General features: G+C 31.5%; 14 protein-coding genes and 2 pseudogenes. 8 read left to right on the top strand and 8 right to left on the bottom strand.

Features of this window, described 5'->3' with window-relative positions:
* Positions 1 to 2 precede the first annotated feature (2 nt).
* On the bottom strand, positions 3 to 398 hold the full coding sequence (locus AGR56_RS17735; protein WP_053243425.1) for a methyltransferase domain-containing protein: 396 nt from the start codon (positions 396 to 398) through the stop codon (positions 3 to 5).
* Positions 399 to 463: 65 nt separating this feature from the next.
* Positions 464 to 852: pseudogene (locus AGR56_RS17730) on the bottom strand (MarR family transcriptional regulator).
* An 868-nt stretch (positions 853 to 1,720) separates the two neighbouring features.
* On the opposite strand from AGR56_RS17730, the gene AGR56_RS22370 reads away from it, so the two are divergent.
* The 5 genes and pseudogenes from AGR56_RS22370 (at position 1,721) to AGR56_RS17715 (ending at position 4,871) form a co-directional block, all read left to right on the top strand.
* The gene (locus AGR56_RS22370; RefSeq protein ID WP_242851594.1) at positions 1,721 to 2,353 is read left to right on the top strand and encodes a metallophosphoesterase; all 633 of its coding nucleotides are present in this window, start codon (positions 1,721 to 1,723) and stop codon (positions 2,351 to 2,353) included.
* A complete protein-coding gene (locus AGR56_RS22365; RefSeq protein WP_242851593.1) occupies positions 2,328 to 2,831 on the top strand; it encodes a hypothetical protein in 504 nt (167 codons plus the stop codon). The genes AGR56_RS22370 and AGR56_RS22365 overlap by 26 nt, the downstream gene beginning before the upstream one ends.
* Before the next feature lie 211 nt (positions 2,832 to 3,042).
* Positions 3,043 to 3,336, top strand: a complete 294-nt coding sequence (locus AGR56_RS17720) for a CD3324 family protein (protein WP_053243424.1) — start codon at positions 3,043 to 3,045, stop codon at positions 3,334 to 3,336.
* 97 nt (positions 3,337 to 3,433) lie between these two features.
* Positions 3,434 to 3,559, top strand: coding sequence for a hypothetical protein (locus AGR56_RS23095; RefSeq protein WP_269144152.1), 126 nt, complete (start codon positions 3,434 to 3,436; stop codon positions 3,557 to 3,559).
* A 59-nt stretch (positions 3,560 to 3,618) separates the two neighbouring features.
* Positions 3,619 to 4,871: pseudogene (locus AGR56_RS17715) on the top strand (4Fe-4S dicluster domain-containing protein).
* Positions 4,872 to 4,881: 10 nt separating this feature from the next.
* Here the strand turns inward: AGR56_RS17715 and AGR56_RS23635 are convergent.
* From AGR56_RS23635 to ytaF, 4 genes are all read right to left on the bottom strand, one after another.
* Positions 4,882 to 5,748: an MFS transporter gene (locus tag AGR56_RS23635; RefSeq protein ID WP_347460556.1), complete on the bottom strand. Its 867-nt coding sequence runs from the start codon at positions 5,746 to 5,748 to the stop codon at positions 4,882 to 4,884.
* Entirely contained in the window at positions 5,699 to 6,313 is a 615-nt protein-coding gene (locus tag AGR56_RS23630) for an MFS transporter (protein WP_347460555.1), read from the bottom strand. Before AGR56_RS23630 ends, AGR56_RS23635 begins: the two co-directional genes overlap by 50 nt.
* A 69-nt stretch (positions 6,314 to 6,382) precedes the next feature.
* The gene (locus AGR56_RS17705; protein ID WP_053243423.1) at positions 6,383 to 6,967 is read right to left on the bottom strand and encodes a TetR/AcrR family transcriptional regulator; all 585 of its coding nucleotides are present in this window, start codon (positions 6,965 to 6,967) and stop codon (positions 6,383 to 6,385) included.
* Positions 6,968 to 7,098: 131 nt separating this feature from the next.
* Positions 7,099 to 7,713: a sporulation membrane protein YtaF gene (ytaF, locus tag AGR56_RS17700; RefSeq protein WP_053243422.1), complete on the bottom strand. Its 615-nt coding sequence runs from the start codon at positions 7,711 to 7,713 to the stop codon at positions 7,099 to 7,101.
* A 163-nt stretch (positions 7,714 to 7,876) separates the two neighbouring features.
* Between ytaF and AGR56_RS17695 the strand changes: the two genes are divergently transcribed.
* The 3 genes from AGR56_RS17695 to AGR56_RS17685 all read left to right on the top strand — a co-directional run bounded on the left by AGR56_RS17695 (position 7,877) and on the right by AGR56_RS17685 (position 10,100).
* Positions 7,877 to 8,368 carry a flavodoxin gene (locus AGR56_RS17695; RefSeq protein ID WP_053243421.1) on the top strand — a complete coding sequence of 164 codons (492 nt, stop codon included), beginning with the start codon at positions 7,877 to 7,879 and terminating at the stop codon, positions 8,366 to 8,368.
* A 182-nt stretch (positions 8,369 to 8,550) separates the two neighbouring features.
* Positions 8,551 to 9,129 (top strand): hypothetical protein, encoded by a 579-nt coding sequence (locus AGR56_RS17690; protein ID WP_331000754.1) that lies wholly within the window; start codon positions 8,551 to 8,553, stop codon positions 9,127 to 9,129.
* Positions 9,130 to 9,896: 767 nt separating this feature from the next.
* On the top strand, positions 9,897 to 10,100 hold the full coding sequence (locus AGR56_RS17685; RefSeq protein ID WP_053243419.1) for a hypothetical protein: 204 nt from the start codon (positions 9,897 to 9,899) through the stop codon (positions 10,098 to 10,100).
* A 128-nt stretch (positions 10,101 to 10,228) separates the two neighbouring features.
* Here AGR56_RS17685 and AGR56_RS17680 read toward each other — a convergent pair whose 3' ends face one another.
* Positions 10,229 to 11,440: a DUF5050 domain-containing protein gene (locus tag AGR56_RS17680; protein ID WP_053243418.1), complete on the bottom strand. Its 1,212-nt coding sequence runs from the start codon at positions 11,438 to 11,440 to the stop codon at positions 10,229 to 10,231.
* A 76-nt stretch (positions 11,441 to 11,516) separates the two neighbouring features.
* Complete coding sequence (locus AGR56_RS17675) at positions 11,517 to 14,012, bottom strand: MBL fold metallo-hydrolase (protein WP_157055832.1); 2,496 nt, start codon at positions 14,010 to 14,012, stop codon at positions 11,517 to 11,519.
* Positions 14,013 to 14,150: the final 138 nt, after the last annotated feature.

Below are 14,150 nucleotides of genomic sequence, written 5' to 3'. Positions count from 1 at the left end.
TCTTAATCAATCCTTTCTAATTTGACTTCCATTTTTTCTTTATTCTTATTGGCGAGTTCAAGCATTTCATCAGTCATATCAAGCCCATATACTTTTCCAGTATCACCTACATATTTGGATGAAATAAATACATCTATTCCTCCTCCGCTTCCTAAATCTAATATAACCTCCCCTTTTTGCGGATTACCAAGTGCCACTGGATTAGCACACCCAAGCGATGCATTTACAGCTTCATCAGGTAACCCATCAATGAAATCTTTTGTATACACCTTCGAATTATTAGTTACATATGAGCAGCAAGATGTAGTGCACCCACAATTTCCACTTGTTTGTTTAATGACTTTACTTGCTATCTTTCCGTAATATTCTTTAACCTCTTTTTTAACATCACCTTTCATAAAACCATCTCCTAACAACATTTATTTCCATGTATAACGTCAATAAGTATCTTTAAGCTATCTAGTTACTTGTTCTTCTTTTATCTTGTGGAATAGACACAAATATTTTTTTATAGTAGTTATTCATGTTTTCTTCTATTGTTTTAAATACCTTTATGCCCTTATCAGTAAGCTTTATAACAATATAGCGTCTATCCTCTGGATGTGCTTCTCTAACTACCAAATCATCATCTACTAATTTATTTATAGTCCTGCTCATCGTGCTTTTATCTAAGTTCAAAATCTTAGCAAGTCCATTTAAAGAAATTTCCTTTGCTCTACCAATTTCTACAATAGCATGGCACTGAGACATGGTAACTCCGTGACAATTTGAATCAGATTTTTCTAAAATACCAAGGTCTCTTACTAATACTCTAATTAATTCACGTAAATAATTACTTTCTTCTTTTTCCATAAAACCACCTCAATTCAATTGTAATATAAAACAGTTGTGTTTTGCAACAACTGTTTTATACCTGAGGTTAGAAACAGAACTTTGAATGTTGGAAATATGTCTCAACATATATCAAGATTGGACCTTACGATATCTTGTGCGACAAGTGTAAATTATATGGTTTACAGTATCTAAACGCCGTTGAAATAATAAAAACAATAAACAAAAGCACCATATCTACTATTCTCATTTTTCGCTTTTCTTCACCTAAAATTATATTACATGTGCTTCTTAAATTAGTTTTTACTAGAGAAGCTAATTCTTTTAGAACTGATCTTTTTTACGGGCCGCTCATAATGCTTTATGCGTGGTGTAGTAAAACCTATAAAACACCTTTTTTTACAGCCTCCTATAGATATATTGCTTGTATAATCTTGGTACTTACATTTTCAAACTTTTAGCTTGTTTATCTATATAGATAAACAAGTTGAAAAGTAAAAATTAGTAATAGTAATTTTTACCATAAGCAATAGATTTGATTTGAGCTATGTTGAGATTGAATTTTTCCATATCCGTTTCTCTACGAAAAATAAATAATTTAAATACGTTAAAGATTTTCCGTAGGGAAACGGAGGAAAATCAACCTTAGCTTTTTATTGAAGATAAAAAAATTCACCTTTTCGCATAGCGAAAACCTTAGTCTTTTAACAAACGAAGTGAGTTAAAACCCTTCACTATAGTGTTCGACAAATTCCAGTTGGTCAGGATAAATTTGGAGATTGCAATTTTAAAGTTTCAAGTTGTCTACCTATATATAATTGAAGCAACATAGTAAACATTTCTACATAATATGAAAAGGAGCAGATAAAAGAAAACTGGGGATGAGAATATGGTTAATGAATTAAGAACAAAAACAAAAGCTCAGATGCAAGAACAGAGTGTTAATACACCTAAAAATGAAGGAATAATACTAGATCTAAGTGATTTGCATTATACAACAGAGATTGATGAAAAAAATGAGGTATATCTTTTAACTAAAGATTTAAATAAAATTTACTTTGATGATCCTAAAAATACTTTAAGTTTAAGGGATATTGATTATATGGTTATCAGCGGAGACTTTGTTGAACGAGGTAATTCAGAAGCGTCTTTTGAAAAGGCATTTCATTTTATAGATATGCTCAGTAAAAGGCTGGGTATACCATATGGAAAGATAATTATAGTACCCGGGAATCACGATTTAAGCTGGGACATTACTATGGCAAGCTATCATTTAACTATGGGGACTCCTGGACCAAATGATAAGGTGGTTACAAACATTGGAAATGACTTGTATTATTTGAAAAGAGATGATGCACAGTGGTACAAAAAGTTTGCAAATTACAGCAAGTATTTATATGAAAGGTTGTATGGAGTTCCTTTTCCTGAGAATCCTAAGGATCAGCTTAAAGTTATAATGGGAGATTTTATCGATAACAAAAAAATAGCATTTTTTTATGTTAAACACTGCGTCACAAATTGATCAGTTTAATCGTGAGGTAACCTATTTTGATACGCAAGGTTTAATAAAGGCTTCAAGGCAGCTTCCCAAAGAGGATATAATAAAGATAGCAGTAGGACATCATCCTGTGAATCTTGCAGGCAGCTATGGAGATGATATCCCTTTTGCAAATGCCATGCAAAATGAGAACTTCAAGATTTATATGCACGGACATGTCCACAGAATTATAAGCTTGGATTACTTAAATCCTCAAAATGTAAATCCTAACATGATTATGATTGGGGCAGGAGCTTTAAGTGTTGGACAGAGTGGTTTAATTCCTGGCGTTCCAGAAAGATATAATATAATAAGAATGACTAAAACAGATAAAGTTAACAAATTACTTGTGGAAGTAAATACTCGTCAGCGTGAATATATAGGAACTTATTGGCAGTCGGCATATATATATTACGAGGAAAATGGGAAAAAACTTAGTAATATATGGAGAAATGTTATATAGGTTAAAGGTATTAGACATTTGTTAGTAATATGCATTATAATCATATATATAGATCAAAGCTTATTTAGTGCAGATGAAGGAGGAGTGCTTTTATGGGAGGGCATGTTATTTATGCATAGCAGAGGCTATTGCATAATGAATAAAAATTAAAGTTAAGAGATAGCCTTTGCTCAATCCTAAAATAAAAATTATATTTAGGAGGAGCATTGAGATGAGCTATGCAAACGCTAGGGACATTTTGCCTAACGAAGTATTAGAAATAATTCAAAAATATGTAGATGGTGAATATATTTATATACCTAGGAAGGAAGAAAATAAAATGGCCTGGGGTGAATTAACCAAAAGTAAAGAAGAACTTAAGGTTAGAAATGATAGAATATATAAAGATTATTTAGAAGGAATATCAGTACAAAGTCTTTCGAAAAATTATTATTTATCACCAAAAACTATACAAAAAATTATTTCTAAAAAAAGAAAATATGAGAATACTGAAGGTTCTATCTAATTTTTGTTAGATGGAGCTTTTTTATTTATGAATTAAGTAGTAGAGTGGCTATATTAAGCTGTATGGTAAAATTTATGACAGCTTAACCGAGGGTGGAATGTATATTGAAGCTGATTATATAGCTAAAAATCAAGAATTTGAAGATTTTCGTTATTCAGAGTTTAAAAAAATAGAATTGAAATGGAAGAAGGGAAGTGCTGCAATTGTTTTTGGAATAAAATAGTTGTAGTTTTTGTTTAAATGGTATAATAAATAAAAAGTGTCAGGAAAGGTTGTAAAGTTATGCACATTTCAAACAAAGAGGCCTATAAAAGATTAGAAGAAAGAATTAATAGATTTCCTCAAGGGGCACCTCCCTCCAAAACACTGTATAAAATACTCAGTATGCTTTTTAATGAAAAAGAGGCAGGACTTGTAGCTATGCTGCCGATTAAGCCATTTACTGTGAAAACTGCAAGTGACATTTGGAAAATGACTGAGGTTCAAGCTGAAAATATACTTCAAAAGCTTGCTTCAAAGGCTATTCTTATGGATATTGATTATGATGAAAAAAAGGAGTACTGTCTTCCACCTCCAATGATAGGATTTTTTGAGTTTTCTCTTATGAGAACTAGGAATGACATTGACCAAAAGGCTTTATCAGAGCTTTATTTTCAGTATTTAAATGTGGAAGAAGATTTTATTAAGGATTTGTTTTTAGGAACGGAAACTAGGTTTGGAAAAGCTTTTGTACAGGAAGGGGTTCTTTCAAGGCAAAATGAACTAGAGATAATGGATTATGACAGAGCCAGCAATGTAATAAAGGAAGCTAGGTTTATTACGGTAAGTATGTGCTTTTGTAGGCATAAGATGCACCATCTAGGTAAGGATTGTTACGCACCTATGGAAACTTGCCTGACCTTTGGAAATAGTGCTTATACCTTAAGTAAACATGGGTATGGTAGGGCAATAGAGGCATCAGAGGCTTTGGATATATTAAACATGGCATATGATTATAATTTAGTTCAATGTGGAGAGAATGTCAGGAGTGGTGGAGTTTTTCTTTGCAACTGCTGTGGCTGCTGCTGTGAGGGGATGCAGGCAATTAAAAAATTTGGCTACTTAATGCTATTCAAACTACTGCATTTATTCCAAAGATTATTGAAGAAAACTGTGTTGGATGCGGTAAATGTGCAAAAGCATGTCCTATTGATGCTATGAAGGTTGATGCTGTAACGCATAAGGCTAAAAATGATGAGGATATATGTCTTGGCTGTGGTGTTTGCGTTAGAAATTGCCCTAAGAAGGCTATATATCTTAAAAATAGAGAAAAGCAGATAATAACTCCAGCTAATACAACTCATAGAATTGTACTTCAGGCTATTGAAAAGGGGAAGCTTCAAGAGCTTATTTTTGATAATAAAGCGCTTTCTAGCCACAGAGCTATGGCGGCAGTTTTATCCGCAATACTGAAGCTTCCACCTGTAAAAAAGGCTATGGCAAGTAAACAAATGAAGTCGGTATACTTGGATAAACTTTTAAGTAAATCAGACTAAACTATGAATTTTATTTATTAGTTTTTTGGGCTTTGTTTCTTGAAATTAGCATTAATGATAATACAAGACCAACTGCCATAAGTAGAGTAGCAATCGCAATAGAATGCTCAAAACCATTAAAAATAGCCATTACTTCATTATGTGAAGTATTTAAATAACTATTTTGAAAAGCTGTCATAATACCAACAAATAATGCTGAACCTAAAGCACCAGCTATTTGCATAGCAGTATTAACAATTGCAACACCATCTGGGTTACTTTTAGGTGGTAACTGACTAAGTGCAGTTGTTTGGGTAGGTGACATAGTCATAGATTGTCCTACCATTATAAAGCAGTACATAATAGTAATTTGCAATATCGAAGTTGATGGTGTGGCTCGTGATAATAGGAAGGTAAAGGCAAATATAATTGTAAAACCAGCTGGAATTAATATTTTACCACCTACTTTATCATAAATATTGCCAGTAAGTGGAGTTAGCACAGCACCAATAAGAATTGCAGGTAATAAAACAAGAGCCGATGTGAAAGACGATGTTTTTAGCCCGGTTTGCATGAGTAAAGGTATTATTATGTTTATTGAAAATTGGAACATCTGTATTATCATAATTAGAATTATACTTATTGAGAATACTGGATGTTTGAAAGTTCTTATTTCTAGTATTGGCTGCTTTAAGGATAATTGGCGTTTTTCATAGCAGATTAATGCTATTAGTCCAACTGCAAAAATAATTACAGTAAATCTGATATTTGTGGTTCCTGCAGAACTTACTGCATATATAATCCCTGCAAAACCTATTGAGGATAATGCTATAGATAAGTAATCAATTTTAGGCTTTGTTATTGAAGAAGTATTTTTGCAAAAACATAAGACCGCCAATTATGCAAATAACTAAAATAGGAATCAACAAAATAAATAGTGAATGCCAAGAAAAAGATTGCAGTAGTAATCCAGAAACAGTTGGACCAAGTGCAGGACCTAAAGTAAGGACAGAAACACATAAGCCCATTATTGAACCGTGTCTTTCAGGTGGAGTTATAACTAACGCTGAATTCATCATTATAGGTATTAACATTCCGGTACCCAATGCTTGAATTAATCTTGAAATTAATAAGGTTATAAACGAATTAGAGAGTACAGCACATATTGTTCCAAGTAAAAATAATAACATTGCGCCTACATATAGTTGTTTTGTAGTAAAGGTATGCATAAGAAAAGCTGTAACTGGTACAAGAATTCCAACTACCAATACATATCCGGTCGTAAGCCACTGAACTGTGGTAGCTGAAACATGCATTTCTACCATAAGCTTTGGAAACGCTACATTTAATATAGTTTCATTAAATAAAGATATGAAACTTCCTAAGAGAAGTACAAACATAATAGCTTTTGCATTATAGTGCGCGGCTTCTCTTTCTTCAACTTCGATTTTTTCTTCACTCATAAATAAATTCTCCTTTTTTAATTATATAGACCAGTTGTTATAATAACTGCAAAATAGCTTACAAATAAGCTATTTATTTTTTAAATAATTATTTAATAGAATTTCAATTTGATTGCTAACTGTTAAAAGGGCTGTAGAATCTTGTTCAGTAACTGCTACTGTGATGGCACCTTCAATTGTAATTTGAATAAAGTTACCTAATTCCTCTGCAATTTCCTTAGAAAAACCACTTTCAATTAGTTTTTTAGCATACATAGTCCCTAAAACCATAAAAGCTTCACTGCAGGCTTTTCTTAGGGGTTCACTCGATAAATAAGTTTCTAATGCTATTAGGCTTATAGATAAATCCTGAAGCTTCATATCCTTTTTTAAATCATTTATTATATTTTTTATAAGATGTTGAATAGAATCAATAGGATTTTTATATTTATCTAATGTAAATTTTAATCTATTTGTGATGGCTTCATTTGCAAGTTTAATAGCTTCTAACGCTAATTCTTCTTTTCCATTAGGGAAGTAATAATATAGAGAACCTTTAGGTGTGCCGCTTTCTTTTAGAATTTCGTTCAAGCCTGTAGCATTGTAACCTTTGACTTGAAAAAGCTTTGATGCTGTTAAAAGTATCTTTTCTTTTGAATTAGTTTTACTATTCATAAAATATAAGTCCTTTCATAAAGCAATTATAATGACTGGTCTATATACAGTATACTTAAATTTTTTTACATATGTCAAGAGCTAATACAATGCTCATAGCCTTGTATCGACTCTTAAAAAATAAAGAATTGCTAATTAATAAATTCGACAATACCAAGTATTATAAGAAGTATGCCTGAAATTAGAGGTGCATATTTACCCAAAACTTTTCCAAGTACATGAGTACCGAAGACTTCTCCAATTATAATTGTAATAATACTGAATATAAAGGTAAAAGCAACTGTAAAGGTGATATTTACTCCAGTTATACTTGCAGCTATTCCTGTACCAAGATTATTAAAAGTTAGTCCAAGTGCCACGAATGAAGCTTCCTTGATATTTATGTCACCGGATTTATCTAAATCAGAGGTTTCAGCATATTCAAGCATATCAGTAATATCCTTTAAAGAAAGTTCTTTTTGTTTAGTATTATTCATAAGCTTTATGATACTTTGTATTATAAAATATATGCCTAGAATAATGATTATTATGGCACCTAAGGAGTTAGCTACATAGTGAGGTAAAAGTTTTGAAATATATTTTCCAATTGACATAGATAAAAATGTTCCTATGGATGTAACAATAGCTATTAAAAGATTTGCAAATGTTCCTATTTTTATGTTTTTTACTCCGTAAGCAATGCCTATAACTAGGTTATCTAGATTGGAAGATAAACTAAATAGCAGTGCAGATAAAATTAATATCATAGATTACTTCCTTATTAATTGGTTACATTATAATATATGATATTTGATTTTTATGGTTCATATAGCTAAAAATATACCACATAAAGTATAATTTATATTGATTAATTTATTTACAATGATAATATGTATTTAAAAAAAGTTATTTCTAATATGAGGTGATCAAATGAAAAGTTTAGTAGTTTTTTATTCATTGGAGGGTCATACAAAATTTATTGCTAATCTTATTGCAGGAGAATTAAAATGTGATTTGCTTGAATTGCAGCCACAAAAAGAAATTCCTAAAACAGGATTTAGAAAGTTCTTTTGGGGTGGAAAAAGTGCAATATTTAAGGAAAAGCCGAGCTTGAAAAATAAAATTCCTAACCTAGAGCAATACGACACAATATTCATTGGCACACCTATTTGGGCAGGTACGTATGCACCACCGATAAATACTTTTATTTCTGATAATGAAATAAAACAAAAGAACATTGCTTTTTTTGCTTCCCATGGAGGTGGCGGTGCAAAAAAATGTTTTATGAAATTGCAAGATGTTTTAAAGGATAATAATATAGTTGGAGCAATTGATTTTGTAGACCCTAAAAATGATGATGAAGAGAAGAAAAGTGAAATTAAAAAATGGATTAATGATGTAATAATTCCAAAGTTGAATTGATGAATATAGTATTAGCAAAAGGGATTTTGTAAACTATTCATTTTTTCTTCATAGTATGTAACGAGGGGTGGAGATTAATGAATAGTGATATCGTTAAATATAAAGTGAAAAAAAACGTAAACCCACAAGCAATAAACGAAAATAAAGCTACGGTAAAAAAAGCCGCAGAATTTACACAACTAATGAAAGAATCAGCAAACTTAATGTTTAAAATTCCAGTGTTTTTGAGTCATCCAAGTAGACTTAACACGGTGCAGCAGCAGTTTGTTGATGAAATAATAAGGCAGATTAGAAAGGCACTGCTTTTTCCAAGAACTTTACCAGTTACAGAGCAATATCCAGAAACACCATTAACTAATATTCGTCGGATGATTTTATCTAGTTATGGAATGGTATCTCTCAATTTAAAACAGAGACAGGTTAGGGTTATTCAAAACAATCTTAATAATCCTGATGGACAGATAGTTTGGGAAGGAAGTCCATATGCACAAATTGAACCTGCAATGGCTTATCAATATGGGCTGCCGTTGCTTTTAATAAGGGAAGTAGAGGTTGAAAATAGTGGCATTTGGTTTGTGGGAGCAGGGCCTTTTTTGATATTGGAATGGAATTCTAATGCAGCAAATCCAATTGAAACATTTTTTAAGAAAACTGACTGGAAATCAATTTTTCAAAATTGGGTTGGGCATGTAAGAGAGGGTTACTATATTCAAACACAACCTCAATTTCAATATAGCTGCTCCAATAGTGAAGAAATGTAATCCTACGCGGGGTTTGGGCGGAGCCCATTATCCTTCTAGAACTAAAAGCAAGCACTGTTTAAGCAACAGGCAAAATAAAAAGCAAGAAGAAATCAAGAACGCGATTAAGTTCTAAGATTTACCTGAGAGAAACGAAAGGTAAATCCACCTTCACTGTACTCTGTACTTTGTACTCTGTGCTCTGAATCAACTTCCAGTTTAATAGGATAAACTTGGCATTATCATTTTCAACCTTCCATATTGTCTATCCATAAATAGGCCTATATAAAACTAGGCTTTTAAAACTCAATATGAAAATCCATATTAATTTTGGTTAATTAATATTAGCAATTAGTTGGTATCATACTTACTTCCTCCTCAAGTTTTTACTATGGTTCAAGAATACATTATTCCTTTTACTCACGCAACCTCTTACTTAATTCATAAACAAAAATGCGTCAAGTCTATAAATTATCAGCTATATTTTTAATCGCTTTAGTGATAATAGTTGCCATTTCCCTACTATCACTGATAAGCTTGGAACTCTTACAAACGGAATTGGAACATTAAATAATAATTCAAAACTTTTAGTAAATGGCTTACAAACAACTAATAATGGAAGTATAACCTTAGAAAAGGGACTACATACTGCAGCCGATAAGATAGGTACCCTAACAGATGGTTTAAAGGTATTAAATGCCTGTTCTAATTCTTTAATGAATGGTTTGTAGACCGTTAACCAAGGAACAGGTCAGCTTAACAATGCTTTAAATAATGGATACAATAATATGGATAATAAACTTAAATTTAGTTCCGAGGATATGTCCAAGTTTTTGAACAGTTTTTTTGAAAAATTCACACTAGGCTCAGCACTTGTAGCTTTACAGGCAATAATTTTAAGTTTTGGTGTTATTGAAATATTAAATATTAATGCTGCAGTTAGCTTATTCTGGAGGAACTTTTCCAATAGAAACTGCACCAGCATTTTATAGGGTAATTAACAATATCGTACCTATGTCTTATTCCGTAGATACACTTAGAATGACTACATCAGATATAAATAAATTTGTATTAAACTATAATATGATAATATGCTGCTCGTTGTTTAAAAATGAACTTGTTAATTTCCAAGTGTTATATGATTACTTCCATCCAAATTCATTTTATACCATGAATTATCGCTGCTATTTATATAATAAATTTGATTTTCTAAAATATAAAAATTATTAATATCTTGACCTATTTTAACTGGATTACTTCCATCCAAATTTGCCTTATATAATATACTATTTTCATCTGCACTATAATACATACTGTTACCTGCAAAATTAACACAATTTAAGTTTTTTACATTCAAATTTAATGCTCCAGTTCCATCCTCATTTGCTCTACCTAAGTTAAATTTTGATATATAATCTGAACTATTAGTTCCATAATAAATCATGCCATCATATATATACAGTGGTCCTCTTACTTTGCTAATAATAGTAGTACCCGTATCTCCTGAAACAGCATCTGCCTTAATTTTACTTACGGTTCCACCATTATTGCAGTAAATATAATTTCCGTCTAGTGCAAATTCTCCTTCAAATATGTCACTCTTTCCTATCTCCTCGGCACCAGTACCATCAACTTTCATTTTAGAAACATATTCACCTAGTCCATTATAATTATGATAGTATATATAATCTCCTTGTACATAAATTTCCTTAACCTCTACATCTGATACTTTATATGGTCCTGTACCATCTGATTTTACTTTGTATATTTTTCTGTCATCATTATTGACAAAATAAATCCAGCCATTATTTACGCTTATATATTTTGCAGTATCTTTACTTAACTTAAAATTACCAGTTCCATCGCTTTTAATTTTGTAAAGTCCATCAGTGGCACTATAATAAAGCCATTCTCCATCCGATGCAATCTCCCCACCGTTAACTAAATTGGCGTTACTACTTACATCTTGATTTATACTAAAATTCATTTTCACATCATTACTTAAATTTTTATTATCAGTTGAATAAATATCCTTTTGTACATTTAAAGTATATTTTTCTCCCAAACTATATCCTTCACTTGGTGGACTAACTAAAATCTCATTGTCACTATTTCCTTTGCTTACACTGACTTTAATATCATCCTGCTTATTATCAAATACATGAACTTTATTTTTGACTTTATCATCAAATTTAACTGCCTTACTAAATTTTATAGTCCATGTCTTATACTTACCAACAACCTGATTATCTACTATTTGAGCATGAACTGTTAATGATTTCAAAAATACTAAACAAAAAACAGCCATCGCTACCTTAGAAATCTTACTCATAACACTTATACCCCCTCAAATTCAAATTTTTTCCATTTACTATTATACTACAAATGTAATAAAATATTAAATATTTTTATAAAGCTGTATTTAAATAACATCCTGTACTTCCCTCAAATTCACTTTTAATTTTTTCTAACACTTCTTTGCTTCCATCTTCTAAACTCAAAGTAACCTCCATAGTGCCAAGATTAAAAGATGGATTCTTCTTTAGCTTTATCCCTTCTTTCACACAAAGTCTTACTACAATATTAATAACTTCATTTTGGTTTACAGAATTTGATATAGACATGTTCCATCCTATGTCTTTTGCAATAGACCCTATTTTTTCTGCATATTTTCTTCCTATTATAGGTGAAATAAAACTAAGCTCTAGGTTTCCTTTAGATTTAATGCTTTTCTTATAAGGTTTATGCTTTTCACCTTGAAAACAGGTATCTATATATTTTAATGCTTCATTTTGCTCCATCATAGGTGAGTTTCCCGCTGACATTACGCAGCTATCATTAATTGTGCTTTTTATATTATTACTGCCTTGAAGAACTATATCAAAGCCAGTTTTCTTCTTAAATTCTTCTTTCTCAGCTTCAAACCCCTCTACTTTATCATCAGTTAACACTAAAACTTTGTTTTCATTAAGCAAAAATGATATTTTCTTTATAGTTAAATTTAAAAATAGAGTTCTTATTAAATTTTCTAAAGCATTATTATTTGTTTCCTTATTGATTTCAACCTTCCATTCAAATTCACCTTCAAAATCAGATATAATATTACTTATATCCTTATTTACTGCTCTTGGAAAATCAAAAACAAGTATTACTTTCTTTTCTCCCAATTTAATGCTTATCTTTTTAAAAGCATATCCATTAAAATGTTCTCTAATTAAATCATTTATTTCATTTGGTTTTAATTCTTTAGGCTTAAGATCCTCTTCTACATCTTCTTTTGACCTTGCTTTAAACATAAAAAATCTTCTAACATCATTTTCAAAGTATGGTGAATTTAAAAGAACGTTTTTCATGCTTTCAAATTCCACAGAATTAAAAACAGCATTTCCCTTCCATATAACAAGAAGTTCTTCTATAGTAAATAGTCTTTCATTATAGTTTTCACGTACAAATTTCCAAAGCTCCTCTACATTTTCTTCACTAATCTCATCCTTACGGCTTAATAAATGTTCAAGCTGTCTTTTTAGCTGCTTTCTAGGAACTCTTATATTTACCTCTATTGTTTCTCCATCTTTAGGCACATATACTCTCCCCATCACATCACTAGCTATTTCACTTGCAAGACCTTCAATAACGCTTTCTTCTCCATGAACAAGAAATATATTTCTTGAGCTAAGCTGCTCAGCCAGTGCTTTTATCTCATTCTTATCACTATGAGCCGAAAGTCCAACCTTCTCTATGCTGCATTTTACAGGAATACTTTTTCCGTTTATATCCATAGTTCTCTCTTCTTTAGGAAGTTCTATGAGGTTCAAAAGTTTTCTGCCCGGAGCTTCCTCATCCTGATATCCTGTTATAACAATATACCCGTTTTCCATTCCTGCTATTCTTTCTCCGTAATATTGGCTAGGTCCTCCTGTCATCATTCCAGAGCTTGATATAATAATTACTGTTTCCTCGGAATCTAGAAGCTTTTCTCTTTCCTCTTTATTCTCTACAGGAGAAATATTGTCATCATAAAAAGGTTCCGTTCCCCTTAATATTTTCTTGCCAAGGCTCCCTTTTAAATAAAGTGGGTTATTTTTATATACCCTATTTATGTTTTTTATCATTCCGTCAACATAAACTTTAACTTTGGGAAGCTTACCTTTATTAATGGCACTTTTTATAATTAGTAAAACTTCCTGTGCCCTGCCTAGTGCAAAGGCCGGAATTAGCATTTTACCGTTATTTTTAATACAATCACTTATTACATCTATTAGCCTATCTTCTTCTATTTCTCTGTTGCTGTGAAGTTTATTTCCATAGGTTGATTCAAATATAGCTGCATCCGGTCTAAGCTTAGGTATTTTTGCTCCTTCAATAGACCTCTGCTTAAATATAGAAAAATCTCCCGAATAGAAAAGACTTCCTTCTTTTGAGGTTATATACACTCCTGCTGCCCCTGCAATGTGACCAGCCTGATAAAAACTCAATTTTATACCAGCTGCAATTTCAAATTCAACTTGATAATTAATTGTAAAAATCTTGCCCATCATATTTTCTACATCTTTTTCTGCATAAAGTGGTATTTCAGCTTCTCTGCTGTTCATAATTTTTAAGCTGTCATAAAGAAGCACCTTCGTAAGATCCTTTGTCATGTTGTTCATATAAATTCTGGCATTGGGATACTCCTTACTTATTAAAGGCAGTGCCCCTATGTGATCCATGTGTGCATGGCTTATTATGATTATATCTGCACCACCATTTTCTTGAATGGTACTAAAGTCTGGCAGTATATCTTTAGCCGCTCCCTGCCTTATTCCACAATCTAGAAGAATGTTCTTATCCATAAGCCTCGCAAGCATACAGCTAGCACCAACTTCTCTTGCTCCACCTAAAAATGATATTTTCAAATTTTCCACTTCCAATCCTTAACCTATATATTATTTACTAATTTCAAATTTTAAATTAGTTAAAAATCTTTTTGATACATTTAACTTACATAAATTGTGCACTGAAATCAATACATGTAAGTATATAAAAAGCCCCTATCCAAGCTG

Source organism: Clostridium sp. DMHC 10 (assembly GCF_001270375.1).
GTDB lineage: Bacteria > Bacillota > Clostridia > Clostridiales > Clostridiaceae > Clostridium_S > Clostridium_S guangxiense.
Note: the sequence above shows the minus strand (reverse complement) of the source record. Positions and strands in the feature narration are given on the sequence as shown.